A 24,760-nucleotide genomic window follows, 5' to 3' on the forward strand; every position below is an offset into this window, starting at 1 on the left:
ATCCTGCTCTAACCGATGCTTGCCGAGCCACCTGCCCGCACCCCCAAGGGATCCCTCTCTCTTCTTCGGAAGTCCTGTCCCCAGCTTTTGTGGCGACTGCAGGGGTGGTATTGGCAGCAGGCGGGCATGGCCTGGGAGGCGGGGCTGGCTTGGTTGGCGTTGTGGCTTTGGGCTGGCGCAAGAGAGAGCGGCTGGCTGGAGTGTGCCGAGGAGCTGCTGCAAGAGGCTTGGGTGGCCGGCTATAGCTGGGCTGCCCTCTGGACAGCTTGCCAGGAGGGGGAAGATCCGCCGGGGACCGTCCTCCACCTGCGAGCCAGGGATCCCCGACCGCTGCGCCGGGAGGGGTTGATTTCCCTCCTCTTGCACCTGATGGCGCTGCTGGGGCTGGCTTGGTGGGGATCCCGGCCTTTATCAGACGCAGAACTCCGGATCCCAGTCACGCTTTTGCTGGAGGATCCCGAGCCACAGTTGCTCGAACCGGATTCAGAATCCATAGAATCTCTCCCACCAGAGCCAACAGCAGAGCCGCCCGGCCCGGCCCCGGAATCGCCCCCTGCAGACGATCTATCCCCACCGGAGCCTGTGCCCCAAGAGATCGAGATGCCAGCCATCCCGGAGGCTGAATCTTTGCTGGCCCTGCAAACTCCGACCCCTACGCCCATTCCCACGGCAAAGCCAGAACCCACCCCTACTCCTCCACTGACCCCATTACCGACAGCCACCCCGCAACCCACTCCTCCGCCACAACAGCCCACCCCAACTCCGGCGGTTACCCCCACCTCTACAGCGACTCCACTCACCTCCGCCCCGGTTACCTCAAGCACCCCTCTGCCCCGCTTTACCCCCTTGATCCAAGGGATCCGTTCCAGCGTAAAGACTGCCGCCGCTCCGCCTTCCCCCGGCAGCGAGAGCAGATTGGGGCCAAGGGATCCTGAAACTGGGACACCTGGCGGTATAGGTGCAGCCCAACCCCATTCCTCTGCCCCAACACCTGCCACCCCCAGTTCCTCCCCACCGACAGTGGCTGCCAACCCCCAGCCGGACATCCTGGCCCGCCCGATCCCCGGTCGCAATCCTCCGCCCCCCTACCCTCCTCAAGCTCGCCGTCTCGGCCAACAGGGGCAGGTGCTGCTGCGGGCCAAGGTCAATGCCCAGGGGCAGGTGCAGCAGGTGGAGATCGTCTCTTCCAGTGGGTTTCCCGCCCTGGATAGGGCAGCGCAGGAGGCGGTGCAGCGGTGGGAATTCAGCCCGGCCTTGAGAAACAACGCCCCCATCGAGTCTTGGGTGGTGGTGCCCATCCAGTTCACCCTCAATTGATTGCTGTTTGGGAATTGTTTTGGAGCATGACTCTAGTCAATAATAAGCTCAACTATACTGAAAATAATGTATAATATGTTCAGTACGGATTACTACCAGTTGATCTTTCTGTTTACTTTCGAGTCTGCCAACATGGTAGCCAAAGCAAAGCAGAAAATTGGTAGTAAGACGACACGGAAACTGCGCTTTGGGTATTCTACTCAAAGCTTTGCGGGATACCGCCATTCTGTTTGGACTCCGTCCCGCTAACGCGAATGGAAACAAACAGAATGCTATCGCTGCATAGTTGAACAGTGATGTTCAGCAGTGTTCAGCGTAAATGTATCAGATTGTCTATGCTGTCTCGTCTTTCTCGCCGTCAACTGTTCGCCTTTGGTCTGGCCAGCGTGGGGGCCTGGGGAATGGGGCGTTTGGCCCAAGCCCAAGGTCGGATCCCTCAGGAGCCACTCCTGTCAGCGAGACAGAGTCCTTTTCGTCGGGTAGCCAGCCTCACCACCTTGACTGCCGATATCCTCTATCGCTTGGCCCCCGATAGGTTGGTGGGGATCCCTGCCGGTCGTTTGTTGGAGGAGGATCCCCGCTTCCAAGGCTTGACCCGCCTGGGGCTGGGCAACCAACCCAACCTGGAGCAGCTTGTGGCCCTACAACCGGACTGGGTGGTGGGGGCCAGTGGCTTTCACGAGGCTCTGGCAGAACGGCTGCAGGAGCTGGGGATCCCCACCTACCTCACCCGCGTGGACAGTTGGGCTGCTTTGGAAGAGACGATTGCCACCCTGGCTGCTGCTTTGGGGGCGGATCCCGATCCCTTGCTGCGGCAGTATGGATCCCTTTTGCCCCAGGAACTGCCCCGCGTTCGACCCAAAACCTTGCTCTTGGTGGGCACCCAGCCGATTCTTTCTCCCAACCGGCAAAGCTGGGCCGGGGATCTGCTGGAACGCTTTGGCGCGGACAATCTCACCGCTACCTTGCAAAGCCAAGGGCCTTTTCGGGGCTACGTCACCCTTTCGGCAGAGCGCATCCTGGAAGCCAACCCAGAAGTTCTGCTGGTGGTCAACCCGGAGGCGGCGGATCCCTTGGCGTTTTTCCGTTCCCGCCCCTTTTGGAATCGGTTGCAAGCCGTCCAAACTGGGAAAGTTTATGGATTTGACTACTACGGCTTGGTCAATCCCGGTAGCTTGGAGAAAATTAGAGTTGCCTGCGAGCAGTTAGCCCGCATTTTTTGAACGGACTTGGAGTGTCTCTGATACATTTACGCTGAACACTGCTGAACATCACTGTTCAACTATGCAGCGATAGCATTCTGTTTGTTTCCATTCGCGTTAGCGGGACGGAGTCCAAACAGAATGGCGGTATCCCGCAAAGCTTTGAGTAGAATACCCAAAGCGCAGTTTCCGTGTCGTCTTACTACCAATTTTCTGCTTTGGCTACCATGTTGGCAGACTCGAAAGTAAACAGAAAGATCAACTGGTAGTAATCCGTACTGAACATATTATACATTATTTTCAGTATAGTTGAGCTTATTATTGACTAGAGTCATGCTCTAGTCCAAGCTATAGCGGGTCAGGCGCTGCACTTGCTCGGGAGCAAGGCCAAGCTCTTGGGCAATCTGAGCCGACACCTGGTCTGGATCCAGTTGTGGAAATTCAAATTCCAGCTTGCGCAGGTGGGGATTGGTGGTAGTCACCTCCACCTTGGTGTAGCCACGGGAGCGGCGGATCCCCGCCTGAATGGAAAGAATATCCAGAGCCAAGGTGGCTTGTTGCTGGCTGCGAATCGCCAAAGGTTGCTCTAGCCGGCGAGGACGGCTCAGCGCTTGGCCCGTCACCCACTCTCCCCCCGCCACAAAAAGAAGCCCTGCCAAGGGCAGCACCAGCCAAAAATCAAACCCTAGATCTTGCCACCGATGGATTTTGGGCCACCCCACCGTTGTTCTCTCCCTTGCAGAGGGCTATTTCCGTGATCCATCCTAGCCTGGGCAGTGGGAACTGGCCGTCTTGGTCAACGGCGCACAGGACGATGCGAATTTTGCTGGTGGAGGACGACCCGGAACAGTTGGAGCCTTTACAGGCTGCCCTGTCCAAGTGCGGCCACGTGGTTGACTGTGCCAAGGAAGGGGAGATGGCTGCCTGGCTGATGGAGGAGAAAGCCTATGATCTCCTGATTTTGGATTGGATGCTGCCGGGGCCAAGCGGGATCCAGCTCTGTCGGCAATACCGCCAATCGGGGGGATGTGCGCCGGTGCTGATGTTAACTGCCAAAGACGCAACATCGGATGTGGTGCAGGGGTTGGATGCGGGGGCGGACGACTATTTGGTCAAGCCGGTGGATCTGGTGGAGCTGCTGGCACGGGTGCGGGCTTTGGGACGCCGTTCCCCCCAATGGCAAGGAGACAGCCTCAGCCTGGGATCCCTGCACTTGCACTTGGCCAGCCTGACCCTAGAGCGGCAGGGGAGGCAGGTACAGCTTTCGGGCAAGGAGTTTCAATTGATGGAATACCTGATGCGCCATCCCAACCAGGTGCTCAGTCGGGGCCAGATCGAGCAGGCGGTGTGGGAATGGGGCTGTGAGCCGGAGAGCAATGCCGTGGCTGCGTTGGTGCGGCGGTTGCGGCTACGGTTAAAAGAGGTGGAGGCCCAAGATTGGCTGGAATCGGTGTATGGCCAGGGGTACCGGCTGCGCATAGCCTCTCCAGAAGAGAACCCATGAAAGCAGTTTCTAGGGGGTGGCGATGGAGGTGAAAAGAGCTGAACACAAGCATTCTCTCCCATGGCTGGGCTGGAACTGGGTTTCCCTGGCACACCCCCTTCAGCCGCACCTGGGGCAGAAGGCTGCGACAAGAGGGACGGGATCCCTGGTGTTTCACCACAGCCGCCGTCGCTTGGCCCGCAGCTTTGCCGGGGTCATGGGGGGGATCCTGCTGGTGTTTGCCGCCGTCTTCTACCGCTTGGAAGTGGAGAACCAGTTGCAGGCTTTTGACGAGGAGCTGCAGGTTCAGGCCGGGATCATGGCGGCAGCCATTAAGTACGAGCTGCGCCAGGGGCAGTGGCGGTTGGTGTTGAACGAGGTGCCCTTTTTGGGGGGGAAAACCCAACCCCTCGACCATCACTTGGCCTATGTGCGCTGGTTCGATCCTGCTCCCGGCACCGGAAGGGAAAGCTTGGGATCCCTGCGCCAGTACACGGGATCCCGGCCTCCTCTGGAGCTGTTTGACTTGGATGGCCCGCCTCACCATCTCCAACTGGGTTTCCAAACGGTGGAAGGAGAGAGCGGCTTACTGTTGCGCCAGCTCACGCTGCCGGTGCAGCAGGAGGAAAAGCTACTGGGCTACTTGCAACTGGCGGTGCCCCTGGAACCGCTGCAACTTACCCTGGGTCGCTTGCGCTGGGGGTTGGGGATCGGGATCCCGCTGACGCTGGCGTTGATCGGCGGGGCCGGCTGGATCTTGGGGGGGCTGGCGATGCAGCCGATTCGTCGCTCCTACGAGCAGTTGCAACGCTTCACTGCCGATGCTTCCCACGAGTTGCGCGCCCCCCTGGCCGCCCTGATGAGCAATGCTCAAATGGCTCTGCTGGCCCCGGAACAAGCTCAACCTCGCCTGGAAAAGGTGGTGAGCGGTGCCCGCCGCCTCAGCGTGCTGATCGATACCTTGCTGCAGTTGGCCCGCCAGCAGGGATCCCTGCCCCTGGAGGATCTGCCGCTTCTGAATTTGCGAGCGCTGTTGCAGGAGCTGAGCGAGCAATACCGCCCCCAAGCTGAGGCCCTTGGCCTTCACTGGCAATGCCACCTGCCTGAGACGGATCTTTCTGGGGGTTGGCTTGTGCGGGGGAACGCTGCCCTGCTGCGGCAGGCCATCGAGAACCTACTGCGCAATGCCCTGCAGTACACCCCTGCAGGCGGCACAGTGCAGGTGAGCCTGGAAAGCCAGCGCCAGCGCGCTTACCTCCACGTCAAGGATACAGGCATTGGCATTCCCCCCGAGCATCTGCCCCATCTGTTTGAGCGGTTTTACCGGGTGGATGAAACCCGTGCTCGCCATACGGGTGGGTTCGGTCTGGGCCTGGCCTTGGCCCAGCAGATCGTCACCGCCCATCGGGGATCCCTGCGAGTGGCCAGCCAAGTGGGAGAGGGATCGATATTTACGGTAGAGCTGCCCTTGTCATCTTCACGTCATTTTTCTCCGCCATTCTCAAGATGAGCCGCGATAACCCAAACCGGCTTGTCCTGTCGATTGGAGTCTATGACCAATGACGATTCGTTCCTCTTTTGCTCGCGCTCTGGGTTGTTCTCTGCCGATTTTGGTTCTGCTCACCCCCCTGGTGCTGGGATCCCCGGCGCAAGCCCAGCGGGGCAGACGCTCTGCTCCTGAAGCCACAGCTCCCCTTCAGGTACAGCCAACTTGGCAGCGCCCGCGGGATCTTGAGCGAGCCAGCCGCGATCTGGCTAAGGCGCAGCGACACCTGGCCGAAGCCAGCTTCCTCTCTCAGCGGGGGTCTTCCCCAGAGGCTGCCCGCCTTTTGGAACACGGCCAGGAGAGCTTCACCAACGCCCAAGCCTCACTTGAGGCGGGGAACTTCTTCGCCGCCCACGAGCAGGCCAAAGCAGCGGAAAACTTAGCCAAAGCAGCCAAAGTTCTCTACGAAGCGGAGCTGGGTTTCATGGGCCGCCCTGGCCGTTCCTTCTTCGAGGCCCCTTTCCGGGCTCAGGAGTACCTCAGCCGGCTGCAAGCGGAGATGGCCTTCGCCAACATCAACTCCGGCAGCGTCTCTGACCTGCAGAATCAAGTGCAGAACCTGTTGGGCGACGTAAGTACGGATCCCAGCAGCTACACCTTCGCCGACTACAGCCGTAGCAAAGCTGCCCGCTACGCCGCCCGCGCTGCCCTACACCTGTTGGCGGCTGAGCGCCTCGGGGGGATGACTACCCTGACCAGGCGCTGATCTGGCCTACCCGGAACTGGGGATAGAGGGGATCCCTGCTGGCTGAGTTTCCGGGGTTAACCCCTCTATCTTCTCTGGCCCCTGCTGGAGTTGGGTTAAAGTGAAAGCCCCCAAAGCGGGGGCTGTTCTTGGTTAGATATTGATCGCGTCTTTACATCTGCCCTTAGTGTACCTGCGTTCTCTGCACCTGCGCCACTTTCGCAACTACCGGGATCAAGAGATCACCTTTGACGCGCCCAAAACCATCCTGGTGGGGGAGAACGCCCAGGGCAAGACCAACCTGCTGGAAGCGGTGGAGCTGTTGGCCACCTTACGCTCGCGGCGGGCCGCTCGGGATCGGGAGCTGGTGCATCAAGAAGAACAGCAGGCGCGGATTGCCGCCACGGTGGAACGGCTGGGGGTGGCCCACGAGCTGGTGATGGAGCTGCGCAGCAGCGGCAGGCGATCCCTGAAGGTGGACGGGCAGGTGCTGCGCCGCCAGGCGGACTTTTTGGGACAGGTGAATGCCGTGGTGTTCTCCAGCCTGGATCTGGAGCTGGTGCGGGGCGCTCCGGAGACGCGGCGCCATTGGTTGGACGGGGTGTTGCTGCAACTGGAGCCGGTTTATCTCGGCCTGGTGGAGCAATATCGCCAGATCCTCAGGCAGCGCAACGCCCTTTTGAAGCAGGATCCCAAGGACTCTGTCCCGCTAACGCAAGCGGCTGCTGGCGTTCAGTTCTCGCAGATGGCCTTCTGGGATGCCCAACTGGCCACCACCGGTAGCCGAATTATGCGCCGCCGCGCCCGGCTGCTGCAACGGCTGGAGCCTTTGGCTGCTCACTGGCACCGGGTCATTAGCGGTGGACGGGAAACCCTGACCCTTACCTATCGACCCCAAGTGCCCCTGCCGGATCCCCAGGCCAGCCCCGAAGTGATCCAAGCCCAGTTTTTGGCCGAGATCCGCGCCAAAGCCGCCGCCGAACACTCCCTGGGCAGTTCTCTGGTGGGCCCCCATCGGGATGAAGTGGAGCTGTGCATTAACGGAGTTGCCGCCCGCGCCTATGGATCCCAAGGCCAGCAGCGCACTCTGGTTTTGGCTCTGAAATTGGCGGAGCTGGAGCTGATCGAGCAGGTGGTCAGGGATCCGCCCTTGCTGCTCTTGGACGATGTGCTGGCCGAGCTGGATCTGCACCGGCAAAACCAACTCTTGGAAGCCATTCAGGAGCGCGTGCAAACCTTGGTTACCACCACCCACCTGGGATCCTTCGACGCCGGCTGGCTCAAAGCCGCCCAAATCCTTCAGGTGCAGGGGGGACAGCTTTTTCCCGACAAAACAGGGGGTGGGATCCCGTAGGGCAGGCCGGAGCTCTGGCAGTGAGGGAAACCCTATCTGGGAGGGGGGCTGGGGGTGGTCGCGTCAGCGGCGCCGAGCGCTTGGGCTTTACAGCCGAGCGCGATCCAGGCTGCGGTATTGAATCGCTTCGGCAATGTGGGTGGGGGCAATGGCCTCCGCGCCCTCGAGATCGGCGATGGTGCGGGCCACCTTGAGGATGCGGTCGCTCCCCCGCGCAGACAGGCCCAGCTTTTGGATGGCGTTCTCCAAGAGCTTGCGACAGGGATCCGAAAGGGAGCACCACTGCCGCAGGTGGCGGGATTGCATCTGGGCGTTGCAGTGGATCCCGGGCTCCTGTTGGAAGCGCTGCCGTTGCCGTTGCCGGGCTTGTTCCACCCGTTGCCGCACCGCTTGGGAGGGCTCGCCGCTCTGGGCGCGAACAATTTCTTCCGGCTTGAGGCGACTCACCCGCACCTGCAAGTCAATCCGATCCAACAGGGGCCCCGAAAGTTTGGACCAGTAGCGCTCCCGCTGTTGCGGCGTGCAGGTGCAGGGGTGAACCGGATCCCCGTAAAAGCCGCAGGGACAGGGGTTGGTGGAGGCCACCAGGGTGGTTTGGGCGGGAAACTCCAGGGAAACGCGGGCGCGGGAGATGGTAACCTTGCCGTCTTCCAGGGGTTGGCGCAGCACCTCTAACACCTCCCGCCGGAACTCCGTCAGCTCATCCAGGTAGAGGATGCCATGGTGGGCCAGCGAGATCTCGCCGGGTTTGGGGTAGGATCCCCCACCTACCAAGGCCACTGCCGAAGCCGAGTGATGAGGCGCGCGAAAGGGCCGCTGGGTGATCAAGGCGGTTTGTCCACCCAGGTGGAGATTTTGCCGCAACAGGCCGGCTGCCGAGTAGATGCGGGTGATCTCCAACATCTCTTCCCACTGCAACTGGGGCAAAATGCCGGGCAGTCGCCGGGCCAACATGGTTTTGCCCGCCCCAGGGCTGCCCACCAGCAACAGGTTGTGCCCGCCGGCTGCCGCGATCTCCAGAGCCCGCCGGGCATGTTCTTGCCCCTTCACATCGGCCAAATCCAGCAGGGGTTCCGTTTCGGTTGGCAACATCTGTTCTGGCTGGATCCGCACCGGCTCAACTCCCTCTGGGTTTTGCAGCCAGCCCACCACCGCCGCCAAGGAGGGCAGCCCATACACTTGGATCCCTTGCACCACCGCTCCTTCCGGCCCATTTTCCTGGGGTACCACCAGGCGGCGGATCCCCATCTCGGCAGCGCTGGCGGCAATAGGCAGAACCCCGGCCACCGGGCGTAGGGTGCCGTCTAGGGCCAATTCCCCCACCATCAGGGTGTTGGCCAGCGCTTCCCCCTCGATCACCCCGGAGGCCGCCAAGATCCCGATGGCAATGGGCAGATCGAAGCTGGGGCCCTCTTTGCGCAGATCGGCAGGGGCCAAGTTGACGATGATCCGCCGCTGGGGTAAAGCAAAGCCGGAGTTCTTGATCGCCGCCCGCACTCGCTCTTTGGCCTCCTGAACGGCAGTATCGGGCAGTCCCACCAAGGTGATCTGGGGCAAGCCACCGCCCACATCCACCTCCACCGTAACCTGCACGGCCCGGAGTCCCAGCAGAGCGGCAGCAGTGACTTGAGCAAACAATGCAGTCACCTCCCTCGGATAGTTCTTTTACCCTTTGCACAAGTGGCCGCAGGCCTATTCTGTCCCAACACGTATCCTGGCCGAAATTGGGATCCCCACGCTGCCGGCTGCATTTGCCCAAGGAGAATGTCACAATCATCTCAGGTTTTTCCTGCCCCAAAGGAGGCACGTCGGTTTTCGCAGTCGCAGTCTTTAATGAATGCGGGGAATGCGGGATCCCGGATCCGAGCTTGCCGAATGGCTCAGGCTTGGGTTGGCTGTTGCTGCCGCCTTTGCGCAGCACAGCAGCGGTGAGGCTATGTTCTGACCAGGATGGGAACCCCCAGGGGGGGATAGCAGGGATCCGGATCCCTCTGATCGCAGCCTGCACCTCCAACCCAGATTTCCCCAGCCATTTGCCCTTTGGCAGAGGTCAAAAGGCGGGCACACCCCTCTGCCGACAAGCCAACAGAGGGACGACCCCATCTCTAGGAGGCTGATGCCGGTGGTCTTTCCTGCTGCTGAACCCCCTTTCGAGCGTTTCTCTGGCTCTGGGAAAAAGCGCGCCCTAACCTGGAATGAACTGGAGGAGCAGGTGCAGCAGTTTGCCCAGCGCTACCGGGGGCAGGTGGTCCAGCTCAGCCCGCCAGAGCTGGCGGTGGCGCTGCAGGAGTTGTCGGAGCTGACGCAGGCGCTCGCCCTGGCAGCCCATCTTGCCGAGGGTTGCGAGAGCAGCAGCCTTCCAACAGCGATCCCGGCTGAGGCCGAACCAGAGATGGCCTGGACGAAGGCAAACCCCAGCTGGAGGGATCTGGAGCGGGTCATCTCCCTGCAGAGCCAGCTGTTGTTTTTCCCCCTGGAACTGCAATCCCTGACCGCCGTTCCCCTCGGCGAACCCGCAGCTGAGACGCCGCAGGAGCGAGAGGATCGGCCCTCGGATCCCTTGGCCGCTGCTTGTGCCGAGCCGGAGCTGCGCCCCTTTCGCCAGTTTTTGTGTCGCCTCCTGCAGCAGCGGGGTCACCAACAACCGGAGCCTCTGGAGTGCCTGCTCCACCAACAGTACCCAACAGGAAGGTTAGCTTGGCGGCAGTTGTGGCAAGTGACCCTGAACTCGCCTGCCGCGCTCCCAGATCACACCCTTGTCCAGCTGCAGAGCTTACAAACTCACGCCAGCGCGGAGATCCGCTGGGTGGCCTACCAGCGGCTAGTCCAACACCTAGAAGCCCATGCCGATCTGGGTGGGTTTATCCTCAGCACCCTGATCCGCGACCACCTGTGGGAGGCCCAATGGCGGGGCTATGACTCTGCTGCCGAGCTGTATCTGGCCCGCCAGGGCCTGACTCAGACCTTTTTGGAGAACCTATTGGAAGGGATCCGCGATCGGTTTGACCTGTTCCAGCACTATTACCGCCTCAAAAGCAGAACAATGGGACGTTCCATTCGCATCTGCGATCTGCATGCGCCCTGGGGGGATCCCGTGCCGCCCCTGACCTCTGCTGAGGCCACCTCTCTAATCTGGGCAGCCCTGCAGGACTTCTGCCCCGAGTGTGCGGCCCAGGCCAAACCCTGGCTGCTAGAAGTCGGCTCGGCAATCGAGGCAGACAAGCCCAATCGCGCAGCGGGCGCAGCCTTTCGCCCCGGCGAAACGGAGTTCTCGCCCAGGTCGGGAGAAACGGGATCCGGCGGGAGCGAGCTCCTGTTGAAGGTTCTTGCTATCATCAGCCAGCGGCTCCGGCCTGAGGATCCCCAAGTTTGGCTGGATCTGGAGGAGATGCAGGGGAGTTCCGCACTGCTGCCGCGAGCGTGGGGGGTGCAGGCCCACACCATCTTTTTGCAGCAAATACTCCTGGATCACCTGGTTGCCTCAGCAGTGGGATCCCCTCGCATGGGCAGGCCTGCTCTTTACGACCCAGAGGGGCAAACTGCTCCGCAGCGCTGGCGGGAACGCTCCGGCAGCCTCCAGTTGGCCCAGGCCCTGTTGATACATCATCTGGAAGCCCAGTTGCAGGCGGTGTTTTACCAGGGTTTGATCGGTCGGCTGGAGCTGCTCCTCTATCGGTCGGGGATCCCCGAATGGGAAAACGGTGTAGCCTACTCCTCCTGGGTGAGCGAAGAGTGGTTGAAGCTGTGTCAGGAGCTGTGCGGAGATGCGGTGGAACTGTTGCCGGAACACCAGTTCTACTGGGTGGGGATGCCGGAGCTGTTTCTCCGCCCCTTCAGTGCCTATCAGGCCAGCCTTGCCAGCCTGGTGGCCTTGGCCTGTCACCGCCGCTATCATGATTCTCCGCGCAACTTTCTGCCCCACTACCTTCGTTGGTTGGCCAGCCCGCCCGGATCCCTGACTTTGGCAGAAGCCACCCAGATGCTGCAGGCGGATCTGAGCGACCCAGGGGGAGTGTTGCAGGCGCTGGAGGAGCTGGAGCATTGGATCGAGACGCTAGAAAAGCTGCTGGAAGAGGATCCGGATCGCTGACCCACCCTTGTTCTCTTGGACGTAGGCATGCCCTGCGGCGGGAAGATCCTGCGCCCGACTCCTGCGAACCCACTCCGGCAGCACCAGCCATTAAAGCGCGTCCCTTCCTGAAATGGGCAGGGGGGAAAGGGCAACTGCTGAGCCAATACGAACCCTTTTTTCCTCGCGCCTGGAACACCTATCACGAGCCCTTTTTGGGGGGTGGAGCGGTCTTTTTTCATCTGGCCCAAGGGATCCCATCGGGTTCTCGACACTTTGTTTTGTCGGATATCAACCCTGAGCTGGTGAATGTGTATCGCTGCGTGCGGGATCACGTGGAGGAGCTTATCGCCCTGCTCAGCCACCACCAAGCCCACCACAGCCGGGATTATTACTACACCATCCGCGCGGCTCGATTTGAAGATCCGGCGCAACGGGCTGCCCGCCTGCTGTATCTGAACAAGACCTGTTTTAATGGCCTCTACCGGGAAAACTCGCGGGGAGAGTTCAATGTCCCTTTGGGCCGTTACCGTAATCCCCGCATTTGCGACGCGGAGAACCTACGGGCTGTGGCACGGGTTTTGCAAGGCGTGGAGATCGCGGTGCAGCCGTTTTGGCAGGTGCTCGAACGAGCCAAACCCGGGGATTTCGTCTATTTGGATCCCCCTTACCATCCCCTTTCTGCCAGCAGCAGCTTCACCGCCTACAGCCGGTTTGCCTTCGGCGAAGCGGAACAGATCCGCCTGCGAGAGGTGTTTGGAACCTTGGCCGACCGAGGCGTGCAGGTGCTGCTCTCCAATTCCGATTGCCCCTTTGTGCGGGAACTGTACCGGGATTACCCCATCCAGACCATCTCCGCCAGCCGTGCCATCAACGCCCAGGGCCACAAACGCGGTCCCATCACCGAGGTCTTGGTGCTGAGCCATCCCAGCCTGGCCACCGCCTGCAGTGGGCCGGAAGGGATCCCGTTTTGCCCCAGAACCGTCTAAGGTGGACGCGATAGCGGTGCGGAGCACAATGGATGAGCAGGTCGAGATCCGAGGCGGGATCTTGAGCTTGGACACAGTGAGACCACGGGGACAACAGCGCATGGATCCACGAGAAATTGAGGCATTGGTACGGGCTGCCCTACCCGGCGCAAGGGTGCAGGTGGAAGACACTGTCGGCGATGGCCATCATTTCCAGGCCATCGTGGTGGCGGAACAATTCCAGGGCTTGCCCCTGATCAAACAGCACCGGCTGGTGAATGAGGCCCTGAAAGCTTACCTGCAGGATGGCCGCCTACATGCTTTGGCCCTGCGCACCTTTACCCCCGCTCAGTGGGAGCAACTCCAGGGGCCGGATGGCTGATCGCGACAGCAGGACAGAGTCCCCTTGAGCCAAGAGGGTCATTTCCGGTCGCGCTGGGCATCGCCTCGATTCCCGGCTCCTCTCTTCCTTTGGGAAAGGGGCTGGAGCTGTCGCAAACGGGAATCCTCAAGGGATCGCCTCAAAGCGGCTTGAAACAGCCACAACCCACCTCTAACCAAAGCTGACGCGGAGCAGGGAAAAATCATCTTCAAAGTCCGTCCGCCCCTGAAAGGATTGGGCCTCATGGATCACCTGATCCAGGCCACCGTCAGCGCTCTTGCTCAGCAGGGCTATCAAACTGTTCAGCCCCCAGAGTTCTCTCTGCGGGTTTATGACTTCGTAAACTCCATCACTGAACAGGTAGAGATGGCTGTTCTCCGGGATCCGCACCTGATCCCTTCGAAAAGTGGGGTCGGGCAAAACGCCGATGGGCACGTTGGGGGTCGTCAACAGGAGCGAATCCTGGCCACGGGCGAGCAGAGCAGGTGGGTGGCCGGCACTGGCAAAAGAGAGCAGACGGGATCCCGGCTGGTAAACCCCATACCAAAGGGTGAAGTACATCTCATGGTGGGATCCCATTTGAAAAGAGTGGTTGAGGGCGCGCAAGACCGCGTCCGGCTGGCGGGGATCGGCATCGGCCAAGCCTTGAGTGCGCAACTGGTTCATCACCGACACCGACAACAGAGCGGATCCCACCCCATGCCCCGACACATCCAGCAGATAGATGGCCAGGTGTTCCTCATCCAGCCAATGATAGTTAAACGAATCTCCCCCCAATTCCTGGGAGGGTAAAAAGCGCCACTCGAGGGTCACTTTGCAGTCGGGAAAATAGGCCGGCTCCGGCAGGAGAGAACGCACATAGCTGGCCGCCTCGGCCAATTCTGCCCGTAACCTGGCCGTTTGCTGCTGCAGGTCATAGCTGAGCTGGTGCAAGCGTAATCCGGCTCGCACACGTGCCCGCAACTCATTGGGGTCGATGGGCTTGCTTAGAAACTCATCTGCTCCGGCATCCAGGCCCTGGATGCGGTCTTCGACCTCGGTGCGAGCGGTGAGCAAAATAAAAAACGTCGTGGAAAACTTGGGATCGGCTTTGATGCGTCGGCAAACCTCCAGCCCATCCATGTCCGGCATCATCCAGTCACAGATGATCAGCCCCGGCACCAGCAGGTGGGCTTGCTCCAGCCCCTCGGAACCGTTGCTGGCCATCTCCACGGTGTAGCCCTGTCGTTCCAGGGATCGCTTCAACACCAGCCGAATCGTCGGATCGTCGTCGACAATCAAAATGGTCGTCATGACCGCTGCACCCCAATCCTGAAGTCAAAACGCATTCAAGCCCAACTCCAGCCCGATATCCCATACCGATAGGCAGATCTCTCATCCTAGCTTAGGGGTTGCAGCAGGAAAACCGGCTCGGCAAGCAGTTCACGACAACGGGGAAGGCCTCAACAGCTTCATCCATCGGAGCTGAAGGTGCGTATCGATTTGTGGATCCTCAAAACCGTGGTTGCACGCTACCCAAAAGCTAACCGTTTCCAGATACTGGTGGCGGGAGACAATTCGAGGCAGATTCTGGGCAGATTCTTCTTGAGAGACTTTCATTGGATACAGAGATACAGATCACACTCATCCATCCTTCGCCGACTTAGAGTGAACGTTAAGATTCAATAGCCTTTACCGCATGAGCACATCTCCCCCATCCTTATCCCCTTCCGCCGTTCAGGATTCGCGGGCGAGCTTGCCTCCGGGACCTAGCGAAGCTCACAGGGGAGAAATTCGGCTGGAGGACTTGGACGAGAAGCAATTGTTGGCCTCCCTATCGTCGGTGGTGTTAAACCCGGCAGCTTGGAGTTGCTTCAGCGTCAGTGAAACCAGCCGCCTGCTACGCCCCCTGCAAATCTGCCCCGACTTGACAGGAACTCCCGTTCTCTCCCCAGGGGCCACTGCCGAAGTGGTCTATAAGTTCCTGCTGAGCGACGGTCGGATCGGGACTATGAAGGGGCTGATCTCCATCGAAGACTTCCGCAGCGAGCGGCTGCGCTCTGTTTACGATCAGCTTCACATCGAGAAGATTATACCGGCCTTCACCGAGTCGGTTGTGGTGCAGATTATCGATCATTTAAAACCGATTTTTGCCCGCGACTTGGATGAGCTGCTTTGGCAAGAAAGCTTTTACTTCACCCCTCAGGATCTGCGCCAGCAGGAGTTTCTGTTGCGTGGCCTGCGGCCCGAGGCGATCCCACGCAGCTTTCGGCCTCACCTGCAGAGGGTCTACACCCAGATTATGAGGGTGTGCCGCAGCTTGCCCAACATCGCTTTCCAACTGTGTCTGCGGGCCTACTTAGAGTACAACGAGGTCAAGAACAGGCATCTGCTGGCGCTTCTACTCAGCAAGTATTTTTACACGCTCTACCGCATTGGTGGGTTGGACGGTTGGGAAAGTGGGGATCCGGTGGAGCTGGGATCCCTGCGCTCTGCCAGTGGGCGAGTTCGTCTCCAGGCTCTTTCTCGCCTCTTAACCCTGAACAATGACAGCGACGCTCCCCTGGTGGGGATTGGGGGCAGCGGGCCGGGGGGCAGCTATTTCAGCGGGGAACGGGAGCCTGCCGGCGTTGAGATGGTGAGCTCAGAAGAGATTGAAAAGCTGCGGCAAGATGTGGAGGTGGCCCGCGGCCAGATCACCGAGGCCCAGCAATTGGTGGCCCAATATCAGGAGGAGAAAAAACAGGAACTGCTCACCCGCCTTCAGGATCCGGGAAAGTTTCTCCTCTTCAGCATTCATCAGTTTTTTGACACCCTCTTCGGATCCCTGCCCGGAGAGGTGAAAAGCGAGTACGGGGCAGTTTGGGTGCCGCGCACCTCCTACTTGGATGAGAAGGAGCGAGACAAGCTGACAGAGCATTTGCGCCACATCACCAGCGAGGCCTATTTGGTCAGCGTTCCCTCTGCCGAGGCCACCCTCATCGGCTATTGGCGAGTTTTGGCCGATTCCTTCTACAACCAATGGGTTTTGAATCAGTATAAGCAATTGCAGAGCTATGGGGTGGATTTGGAGCAACAGGGCATCCAGATTCTGGAACGAGAACGATTTCTGGATGAGGTTCAGTTGCGCTTTGCCGCCCGCCACCGAGAAATTGTGACTCAAAATGTAGAGAAAATCACCCGAATTGTGGTGGATAGCCTGGCCAAACGGGTGGCCCTCAATACCAGCCAGCAAAGTTTTCAGGCCATGCGGGCCAAGTTGACCACTGTTTTGGATATGGACATTTCCCGCAAGGACGTGGGAGAAGTCAAGCGGCTGATCGACTACTTCACCGATGTGTTTTTGGGCAAGCGGGAGGAGCTGCGCTCCCCCTATCCGGTGGGCACGATTTTACAAGTCAAGGCGGCCATTGAGGCTCGCCCCCCCGATAGCCGCACCCGCATTGGTCTGGAAATTTTGGGTCAGCTCTACCGCGAGTACGTTCCCCTGCTGGGATCCGCACCGAAATAGGAACGGGGGCATAGCGGGGGATCCCGTAGGCCGACAGGTTTTGGGCACAATGGGGACTGGCGCGCTGTCTAGATGGAGATTCCCCATGCGCTACCGCCAGCTTGGCCACAGCCCTTTGCAAGTTTCCGAGATCTGCCTGGGCACCATGACCTTTGGGCAGCAGAATACTTTGTCTGAGGCTTTCGAACAGCTCGACTACGCGGTGGAGCACGGGATCAACTTCATCGATACCGCCGAGATGTACCCGGTGCCGGCGCGGGCGGAAACCCAGGGATCCACCGAGCGCTACATCGGCGAGTGGCTGCAACACCAACCGCGGCATCGCCTGATCCTGGCCACCAAGATCACCGGCCCTGGTCGGCCCTGGCATTGGATTCGCGGCGGATCCCTGTCCATTACCCGCGACAACCTCAAGCAGGCGGTGGCCGATAGCCTCAAACGCCTGAAGACCGACTACATCGACCTCTACCAGATCCACTGGCCGGATCGCTACGTGCCCCTGTTTGGGGGCGTTGCCTACGATCCCAGCCAGGAGCGGCCCACCGTTCCCATTGCCGAGCAGTTGCAGGCTCTGGCGGAATTGGTGCAAGAGGGTCTCATTCGCTACATCGGCCTGAGCAACGAAACCCCTTGGGGGGTGAGCAAGTTCTGCCAGGTGGCCGAGCAACTGGGGTTGCCCAAGGTGGTCTCGATTCAGAATGCCTACAGCCTCATCAACCGCACGTTTGAAATGGGCCTGGCGGAAGTCTGCCGCCACGAGCAGGTGGGCTTGCTGGCCTACAGCCCGCTCGGATTTGGGCTGCTGACGGGCAAATATCTGGGGGGGGTGAAGCCGCCGGGATCCCGTTTGGCCTTGTTTGAAGGCTTTGGCCAGCGGTACCGCAAGCCGAATGTGGAAGAAGCGGTGGCCGCCTATGTGCAAATTGCCCGCCGGCACGGTCTGACACCGGCCCAGTTGGCTTTGGCCTTTGTGCGCAGCCGCTGGTTTGTTACCAGCACCATCATTGGGGCCACCAGCCTGACCCAACTCAAAGAGAACCTCAGTTGCCTGGATGTGGAGCTGTCCCCGCAGCTCCTGGCGGAGATCGAGGCGGTGCACCAGCGCTACCCCAATCCTGCCCCCTGAAAGGTTGGCGAAACCGGTGGCCAGACAGAACTTTTCAGAAGGTTTCCTCGTCTGGGTGTGCGGTTTGGATCATCCTCTCCTACACTTCTGTCCGGCCAGTTTCTATGGCCTCTCCCAGCCAAGAGTGGGGATCCGAGACCTGAATCCTGTACCAAGAACCTGAGGTGTGAACGATGCGTAAGCTTTCCCTTTGGCAGGGTTGGAAGACTGCGGCTTTGGTGATCAGTTGCAGCAGCTTGGCCTGGCTTGGGGATCCCGCTTGGGCCCAACTGTCCGATATCAGCACCTATTGGGGTGCCCAGTACATTGCCGGGTTGAATGAACGACAGATCATCGGTGGCTTCCCGGATGGCACCTTTCGTCCCAACGAGTCCATCACCCGTGCCCAATTTGCCGTCATTGTCACCAAAGCTTTTGGCCTAGATACCAACGTTCCTGTGCGCTCCTTTGCCGATCCCATTCCCAGTTGGGCGGCTCCCTCCATCGGCGCGGCGGCAGCGGCAGGGTTTGTTTCCGGCTTTCCGGACGGCACCTTTCGCCCCAACGATGTGCTCACCCGTGCGCAGGCCATCACCGTCCTAACCCGTGCAGCCACCAACGGCAGGCTCATCGAAGATGCCGGCCAAATTGACGCGATCCTATCCGCGTTCGGCGATGCCAATTTGGTTCCCAACTTTGCCCGCGCCCCCATCGCGACAGCAGTTCAGGAAGGGCTGTTGGTGCTCTACCCCAACCCCACCCAATTGAATGCCCAGGCGGTGGCCACGCGGGGGGAAGTGGCTGCTCTTACCTACCAAGCGCTGGCCAAGGTGGGCCGGGTGCCCAATTTGGATCCGCCGGTGGGGGCTGCCATTCCCGGCCCTGGGATCCGTACCGAGCTCCTTGCCCAGGTCACCCCTACGCCCGAACCCCTGGCCACGCCGGACATTCCCATTGAGCCTCTGGTAGAAACGCTGCCCGCCGCCCCAGAAGTGAGAACCTTCTTTGCCCGCGAAGAGCTGGGATCCGTAAACCCAGGGGATACCGTTACCGTGTTTTTGCTGGGATCCCCAGGGGCGCAGGGATCGTTTTCCATCCCCGGCATTGCCTACAACCTGCCGCTGCAGGAAACCCGCCCAGGGCAATACGAGGGCAGCTACACCTTCCGCAGCCAAGACCGAGCCTCAGAAGCGCCTGTTTTTGCCCGCCTGGAGCGGGATGGACTGGTGACCCTGGTGCAGCTGCCGGATAAGACCATCACCATCGGGCGGGTGACCGACACCACCTTCCCCACCATCAGCGAACTGGCCCCTCCCAACGGATCCCTAACAGACAACCCTCGCCCCTCCATCTCAGCCCGTTTCCAAGATGACCAAGGAATTGACCTGAATAGCTTTACCTTGCTGGTGAACAATGTGGATGTCACCGCCCAAGCCCAGCTCACCCGCACCGGCTTCGCCTACACCCCAGCCGAGCCGCTGCCCACCGATCGACCGACCTTGATCGCCGTCCAAATTGCCGATACCAGCGGCAACACTGCCATCCAGCAGTGGTCTTTCCAGGTGCAGGCCGCCCAGCCCACTGCCACACCGACCCCAACACCAACCCCGACACCAGCAGCGACACCCACACCGACCCCAACACCAACCCCAACACCGACAGCCACGCCCACACCGACCCCAACGCCGACTCCAGCTCTGACCCCAACGCCAACCCCAACACCGGTAGCTACGCCTACTCCCACACCCACGCCGGAAGCTACACCCACGCTGACTTCAACACCAACCCCGACACCTACGCCCGCCCCAACACTCACCCCCACGCCACCCACACCGACCCCCACGCCGGAAGCTACACCCACTCCCACTCCCCAGCCTGGCGGGGAGCCTTCACCTTCTCCTTCTCCAGAAGGACGGTCTCCTGCAGAACCCAAGCCGGAGTCCAGCCCCGAGGCTCAGGAGAGTGAGGCTACAGAGTCTCCTAAGCCAGAATCCCCAGCCCCCCAGCCAGGGGATCCCGGCGGACCGACTCCTTCTCCTTCCCCCAGCCCCTAGGGAAAACTCGATCCAGACCCCGAACAGGCTCAATAGTGTTTTAAGAGCTTCCGATCCCTTAATACCTACTAAATCTAGTGGGCACAAGCGGGGCAGGATGTTAAGCTACTGCCAGTTGCGACCGGATGGGATCCATGAGCTCAACCTTGCAGCCGTTCCTGCATTTGTTGCAGAGGAGTTCCTTTTGGGGGGTGTTGATAGCCGGTGTCGTTACCCCGGTTGCTGCTCAGCAGTTCGAGTTCACCCCTCAGCCGGTGCCCCCCAGGGGGGATCCCGTCCCTACCCTGCCCTTGCTGAGCCCTCCGCCCTCCCCCGGCTCTGCCACGGCCCTGCCACCGGTACCTCAGGTGCCGCAAATGCCGCTGGATCCCACGGCTCCGGTTTTGGATCCGATCCCGGTGGTGCCCGTTCAAGCGGCCCCAGGTGGACAACTCCCCCAAGGCGAGGCCTATTCCTATCAACGTCGGCCCGACCTCAGCCCAGGTGGGGATCTCCCTGGAGCCACGCGGGGCGAGCTGCCTGCCGGCACCCGTATTCTCCTCACGGTCTACCGCCCCATCACTTTCCAGCCCTACCAGGCCATTAACGGCCACCTGGAAGTCTCCGAGCCGGTGGTGGATCGCTTTGGCCAGGTGGTGATCCCGGCAGGGAGTGTAGTGTGGGGCACTTTTGAGCCGGTTTACCGAGAACTGAAGTTGTCTGGCCGGGAGGCGGAGAGCGCCGATCCCCAAGAGCGGGTCGTCGGCAGCCGCTTTGTGGCCAACCGCCTCACCATTGGGTCTTCCACCTACTTGGTGAGAGGCCAATCTGCGCCGCTACCAGTCGGGTTGGATCGCAACGCCGATGTCGGCACAACTGTAGCCCGCGGGGCAGGCTATGGGGCAGCAGGTGGGTTGGCCTTGGGAATTCTCACAGGGGGATGGGGCTTTTTGCCGATCTTGGCCGGCAGCTTGGCAGGTGCTGCGGCAGGCAGTACCAATATCGACCGGGTGGTGACGCTACAGCCCAATACGCTGGTGGAGCTGGAACTGACCGATAGCCTGATCATCCAATGAACTGGCCAACCCTCTTTTGCCCTATGGCTGGCTGAAGTGACTCGGGGCAGCTCGGTAGAGTAGAAGAGAGCCCCCTCCATTGGTTCCATGGCCTTCTGGATCTACGTTGTGCCCCCGCTGGCCGGGCTGGTGATCGGCTATTTCACCAACGACATTGCCATCAAAATGCTGTTCCGGCCCTACCGCCCCTATCGGGTTTTCGGCTGGCGCATCCCCTTCACCCCCGGTTTGATCCCGCAGAACCAACCCCGTCTGGCCAAGCAGATCGCCAAGACCATCATGGGATCCCTGCTCACGCCGGAGGAACTGCACAATCTGGCCCGTAAGCTGCTGCAAACCGAGCGCATGCAAGCAGGGATCCGCTGGCTGCTGGGGGTAGCCCTGGATCGGCTGCAAAACCCTGAGCAACAGCAGCAAACTGCTCAGGTGTTGGCGCGCATTTTAGCCGACCTGTTTAACGAGTCGTTGCCCCGCCTGGTGAAGGTGCTGGCCCGCCAAGAAACCTTTTTGGAAGGGCCCATTAACCAACTGTTCGACCAAGTGTTGCTGGAGCTGCGCCTCAGCAGCGAGCAGGCTAAGCAGCTCTCGGAGTGGATCTTGAAGCAGGCGCTGCCCCCAAAGGTGTTGCGGCAGAACTTGGTGGACTTTCTCACCGATCGCAACATCGAATCCCTTGACGAGGAGTTTCGTGAACGAGCGACCGGCTCCTACTGGGTGGTGGCCAACTTGTTCGGCCTGAAAAATGCCCTGTTGCGCCTGCGCACCTATTGTCTAGAAGAGCCGGAAGGGGCAGAAGCCATCTTGGAAGATCTGCTCAAAGACATCAACGCCTCCCGCCGCCTGACCGAGATCCTGCAGAACCTCTCGCTGCAAAACCTGCCGGTTTCCGCCGTGCGTCAGTTGCGCCGTGCCCTCCGCGACGGGATCCAAGATTACCTGCGCAGCCAAGGGCCAGAGGTTATCAAAGGGCTGGGGGAGACCATCGATTGGGAAAAAGTGGCCAGCCTGGTGTTGGGACGCCTGCGCAACTCCAAGGCGTTGATCACCTCCATCGATCAGATCAGCGCCGACCTGGCTTTGGTCTTGGAGCGCTACCTAGAACGGGATCTCGAATCCCTGATGATGCAGGTGATCCCGGTGTTGAACCTGGATCAGGTCATTGCCGATAAAGTCAACGCCACCTCCCCTGCCGACCTGGAGCAGGCCATCCAGCAGATCGTGCGCCAAGAACTCCAGGCCATCGTCAACTTAGGCGGCCTCCTCGGCTTTTTGGTGGGCTGTGTGCAGGTGCTGTTCTTGCTGGGCTGACGAGTTTGGGTTGGGCTTTGACTTTGGCTATGATATGAGAATGCGATTAACAATTCTCCACACTTCGGATCTCCATGCCAATCTACATCCCTGGAACTACTTCACTGGGATCCCTGCGGAGCACGGTTTAGCCAAGCTGGCCACCCTCATCAAGCGCGTGCGAGCAGCCAGTGAGGATCCCGTCCTGCTCATCGACAGCGGCGACACCATTCAGGGATCCCCCTTGGGCACCTACTATGCGCAGGTGGAGCGCGTCTCTCCCCACCCCTTGGCCCATGCCCTCAACGCCCTAGGCTACGACGCCTTTACCCCCGGCAACCACGACTTTAACTTTGGGCTGCAAGTTCTCCAGGATTTTATCGGCGATCTCCGCTGTCCGGTGCTCTGCGCCAACATCCTCCGCCAGAATGGGGATCCCCTCTTCCAGCCCTACCTGATCCGGGAATTGGCCGGGGTTCGCGTTGGCCTGTTGGGGCTGACCACCCCCCGCATCGACACCTGGGAGCGCCCGGACTACATCTTGGGCCTACGCTTTGCCCCCCTGCTGGAGACTGCCCGCCACTACCTGTCGCTGCTGCGACCTCAGGTGGATGTCTTGATCTTGATCCTGCACAGCGGCCCCAACCAATTGCCCCCCCTGCGCACCCCTGAGCATTGGCACAACCCAGATCGCTCCGGCTGGTGCAGCAACAAAAGCCTGGCAGGGGAAAACGAACTGTTGGCCCTGGCCGAACTGGACGGCATTGACGTCATCCTCTCCGGCCATACTCACCAGACCATTGCCGGTCTGGGGGGATCCCCAGCTCTAGTGGTGCAGCCCGGCTATTGGGGCAGCCACCTCTCCCAGGTATCCCTGGAGCTGGAGCGCCAGGGCAGCCGCTGGCAAATCATCAGCAAAAGCGCACAGCTCCTCTCCGCCGAAGGGATCCCTCCCGATCCCGAACTCTTGGCCTTGACAGAGCCCTATCATCAAGCCACCCTGCGCTACATCCGTCAGCCCATTGGCCAAGCCCGTTCTGCCTATAGCGGCGGTCTGGCAGCCCGTCTGGGGGCCAACCCTCTGGCAGAGCTGCTCCATCAGGCCCAATTGCAAGCAGTGCGGGAGGCAGGATTCCCCGCAGAGCTCTCCCTGGTCAACATCTGCAGCAGCGCCGGCCTGTCAGCAGGCCCCATCTCCCTGCAAGATGCCTACAGCCTCACCGTCTACGACAACACCCTCTGCGTTTTGGAGATCACCGGAGATATTCTGCGGCGCGCCCTGGAACAGACTGCCGGCTATTTTCGCCAGTTGGATCCCAATCACCTTCCCGCCGATCCTGCTGCCGTCGTGGCCCCCGAAGCCCGCGGCTACACCTTCGACCTCTACCACGGCATCGACTACTGCTTCGATCTCACCCGCCCCGTAGGAAAGCGCCTGGTGACCTTACAATTCCGCGGACAGCCGGTGGAACCAGCACAGACCTTTCGCCTGGCCATTAACCACTACCGAGCCGGCGGCGGCGGCGGTTACAGCATGTTCCAAGAAGCCCAAACCCTGTGGATCTCAGCCGATAGCATCCGCGACTTTCTGGTCTACTATATTCACACCCACTCCCCCCTTCAACCCATCTACAGCCCCAACTGGCGCCTAATCCCCGACTTGGCCAAGATCTACTTCCCCGATTGCCTGGGCCGGCCACGGGAACATCTGCTGGTCGGCTAGGAAAGAAAAGATATTGACTTCAACTGGCTGAAAGAGAACCCGGTAGAATACGATCAACACAGAGCCTGGTTTGGCTGAGTGCAGCGGCGGTTTTGAAACTGCCAAACTGGGGATATCCGAGTCACTGCTCATTGCTAACACTTGCCGACATCGCCCATGACTGCCGAAGAGAAGCAACCGATGGCCCCAGAAGATACCTATCCTGAACTACAGGAAGAAGAGATCGACGTAGAGGCAGAGCTGGAGAAGCTGATTTTGGAAGATAGCGAAGCAGAAGCCGGTACCTCCTCCGGAGAAACCGCAGCTGAGCCTTCTCCAGATCCCGGTGAAGCTCTCAAGCAGCTCCAGCACGAGTTGGAAGTTGTCCGCCAGCAACTCAAAGAGAAAGAAGACGCCTACCTGCGCCTCTACGCCGATTTTGAAAACTACCGGCGGCGTACCCAGCGGGAAAAAGAAGAGTTCAGCCAAAAAGAACGGCAGAAATTTGTGCTGGAGATCTTGCCTGTTGTGGACAGCTTTGAGCGGGCTCAGCAGCAGCTGAAGCTGGAAACCGACCGCGAGCGGGAGTTGCACAACAGCTACCAGAGCGTCTACCGCCTGCTGGTGGAATGCCTGAAGAAGATGGGCGTCTCCCGCATGAAATCGGTGGGCCAGCCCTTCGACCCCAACCTGCACGAAGCCATAGCCCGTCAGCCCAGCCCAGACTATCCTGAGGATGTGGTAGCCATCGAATATCAGCCAGGTTACAAGCTGGGGGACTTGGTGATCCGTCATGCCATGGTGGCCGTCTCGGCGGGCAGCCCCAGCTCTGAACCATCCCCCCCAGCCCAAGCCACCATCGAAGCTGGTCCGGAAAACACGCCCGCCTCTCCCCAAAACCCCCAACCTTCCTAGCCGAACTTGCTCACTTGAACCTTGACAAACAGAGCCAGAGCAGTCTCAGAAACGCTACAGTAAAGCTACGGAGACGAAAGCAACGTCTGAAGGTTTCTGCGGGATTCTGGGCAGAATGCTTTTAAGATCCGTGGAATCGCGTTCTT

General features: G+C 60.3%; 19 protein-coding genes. 16 read left to right on the forward strand and 3 right to left on the reverse strand.

What is annotated here, in order from left to right; all coding sequences use genetic code 11:
* The first annotated feature begins 15 nt into the window (after window positions 1–15).
* On the forward strand, window positions 16–1,317 hold the full coding sequence (locus ACVWVQ_RS02155; protein WP_457506638.1) for an energy transducer TonB: 1,302 nt from the start codon (window positions 16–18) through the stop codon (window positions 1,315–1,317).
* 335 nt (window positions 1,318–1,652) lie between these two features.
* Window positions 1,653–2,540, forward strand: a complete 888-nt coding sequence (locus ACVWVQ_RS02160; protein ID WP_011434267.1) for an ABC transporter substrate-binding protein — start codon at window positions 1,653–1,655, stop codon at window positions 2,538–2,540.
* A 317-nt stretch (window positions 2,541–2,857) separates the two neighbouring features.
* Here the strand turns inward: ACVWVQ_RS02160 and ACVWVQ_RS02165 are convergent, their stop codons facing one another.
* Window positions 2,858–3,241 carry a hypothetical protein gene (locus tag ACVWVQ_RS02165; RefSeq protein ID WP_457506640.1) on the reverse strand — a complete coding sequence of 128 codons (384 nt, stop codon included), beginning with the start codon at window positions 3,239–3,241 and terminating at the stop codon, window positions 2,858–2,860.
* A 92-nt stretch (window positions 3,242–3,333) separates the two neighbouring features.
* Here ACVWVQ_RS02165 and rppA point away from each other — a divergent pair, with 92 nt between their 5' ends.
* The 4 genes from rppA (at window position 3,334) to recF (ending at window position 7,587) form a co-directional block, all read left to right on the forward strand.
* Window positions 3,334–4,023, forward strand: a complete 690-nt coding sequence (gene rppA, locus ACVWVQ_RS02170; protein ID WP_414355523.1) for a two-component system response regulator RppA — start codon at window positions 3,334–3,336, stop codon at window positions 4,021–4,023.
* Window positions 4,024–4,045: 22 nt separating this feature from the next.
* The gene (locus ACVWVQ_RS02175) at window positions 4,046–5,512 is read left to right on the forward strand and encodes a sensor histidine kinase (RefSeq protein WP_414374970.1); all 1,467 of its coding nucleotides are present in this window, start codon (window positions 4,046–4,048) and stop codon (window positions 5,510–5,512) included.
* A 49-nt stretch (window positions 5,513–5,561) separates the two neighbouring features.
* On the forward strand, window positions 5,562–6,254 hold the full coding sequence (locus ACVWVQ_RS02180; protein WP_457506642.1) for a DNA-binding protein: 693 nt from the start codon (window positions 5,562–5,564) through the stop codon (window positions 6,252–6,254).
* 166 nt (window positions 6,255–6,420) lie between these two features.
* A complete protein-coding gene (gene recF, locus ACVWVQ_RS02185; RefSeq protein ID WP_457502350.1) occupies window positions 6,421–7,587 on the forward strand; it encodes a DNA replication/repair protein RecF in 1,167 nt (388 codons plus the stop codon).
* A gap of 87 nt (window positions 7,588–7,674) precedes the next feature.
* Here the strand turns inward: recF and ACVWVQ_RS02190 are convergent, their stop codons facing one another.
* On the reverse strand, window positions 7,675–9,225 hold the full coding sequence (locus ACVWVQ_RS02190; RefSeq protein WP_457506676.1) for a YifB family Mg chelatase-like AAA ATPase: 1,551 nt from the start codon (window positions 9,223–9,225) through the stop codon (window positions 7,675–7,677).
* A 478-nt stretch (window positions 9,226–9,703) separates the two neighbouring features.
* Between ACVWVQ_RS02190 and ACVWVQ_RS02195 the strand changes: the two genes are divergently transcribed.
* Genes ACVWVQ_RS02195 through ACVWVQ_RS02205 form a run of 3 tightly spaced genes read left to right on the forward strand, consistent with a single transcriptional unit; the run spans window position 9,704 to window position 13,006 of the window.
* Window positions 9,704–11,677, forward strand: coding sequence for a peptidase M3 (locus ACVWVQ_RS02195; protein WP_457506644.1), 1,974 nt, complete (start codon window positions 9,704–9,706; stop codon window positions 11,675–11,677).
* 32 nt (window positions 11,678–11,709) lie between these two features.
* On the forward strand, window positions 11,710–12,645 hold the full coding sequence (locus ACVWVQ_RS02200; RefSeq protein WP_457506677.1) for a DNA adenine methylase: 936 nt from the start codon (window positions 11,710–11,712) through the stop codon (window positions 12,643–12,645).
* 28 nt (window positions 12,646–12,673) lie between these two features.
* Window positions 12,674–13,006: a BolA family protein gene (locus tag ACVWVQ_RS02205; protein ID WP_414330062.1), complete on the forward strand. Its 333-nt coding sequence runs from the start codon at window positions 12,674–12,676 to the stop codon at window positions 13,004–13,006.
* 171 nt (window positions 13,007–13,177) lie between these two features.
* Here ACVWVQ_RS02205 and ACVWVQ_RS02210 read toward each other — a convergent pair whose 3' ends face one another.
* Entirely contained in the window at window positions 13,178–14,299 is a 1,122-nt protein-coding gene (locus ACVWVQ_RS02210) for a PP2C family protein-serine/threonine phosphatase (RefSeq protein WP_414355531.1), read from the reverse strand.
* A 442-nt stretch (window positions 14,300–14,741) separates the two neighbouring features.
* On the opposite strand from ACVWVQ_RS02210, the gene ACVWVQ_RS02215 reads away from it, so the two are divergent.
* The 7 genes from ACVWVQ_RS02215 to grpE all read left to right on the forward strand — a co-directional run bounded on the left by ACVWVQ_RS02215 (window position 14,742) and on the right by grpE (window position 24,614).
* The gene (locus ACVWVQ_RS02215) at window positions 14,742–16,496 is read left to right on the forward strand and encodes a hypothetical protein (protein ID WP_457506646.1); all 1,755 of its coding nucleotides are present in this window, start codon (window positions 14,742–14,744) and stop codon (window positions 16,494–16,496) included.
* 85 nt (window positions 16,497–16,581) lie between these two features.
* Complete coding sequence (locus ACVWVQ_RS02220; protein ID WP_414374974.1) at window positions 16,582–17,622, forward strand: NADP(H)-dependent aldo-keto reductase; 1,041 nt, start codon at window positions 16,582–16,584, stop codon at window positions 17,620–17,622.
* 173 nt (window positions 17,623–17,795) lie between these two features.
* Window positions 17,796–19,655 (forward strand): S-layer homology domain-containing protein, encoded by a 1,860-nt coding sequence (locus tag ACVWVQ_RS02225; RefSeq protein WP_457506648.1) that lies wholly within the window; start codon window positions 17,796–17,798, stop codon window positions 19,653–19,655.
* A 134-nt stretch (window positions 19,656–19,789) separates the two neighbouring features.
* Window positions 19,790–20,710 (forward strand): hypothetical protein, encoded by a 921-nt coding sequence (locus ACVWVQ_RS02230; protein WP_457506650.1) that lies wholly within the window; start codon window positions 19,790–19,792, stop codon window positions 20,708–20,710.
* Window positions 20,711–20,797: 87 nt separating this feature from the next.
* Entirely contained in the window at window positions 20,798–22,018 is a 1,221-nt protein-coding gene (locus tag ACVWVQ_RS02235) for a DUF445 domain-containing protein (protein ID WP_011434466.1), read from the forward strand.
* Window positions 22,019–22,058: 40 nt separating this feature from the next.
* The gene (locus ACVWVQ_RS02240; protein ID WP_457506652.1) at window positions 22,059–23,720 is read left to right on the forward strand and encodes a bifunctional metallophosphatase/5'-nucleotidase; all 1,662 of its coding nucleotides are present in this window, start codon (window positions 22,059–22,061) and stop codon (window positions 23,718–23,720) included.
* A gap of 156 nt (window positions 23,721–23,876) precedes the next feature.
* Entirely contained in the window at window positions 23,877–24,614 is a 738-nt protein-coding gene (grpE, locus tag ACVWVQ_RS02245; protein WP_414407151.1) for a nucleotide exchange factor GrpE, read from the forward strand.
* Window positions 24,615–24,760 lie beyond the last annotated feature (146 nt).

Source organism: Thermostichus sp. MS-CIW-36 (genome assembly GCF_054059035.1).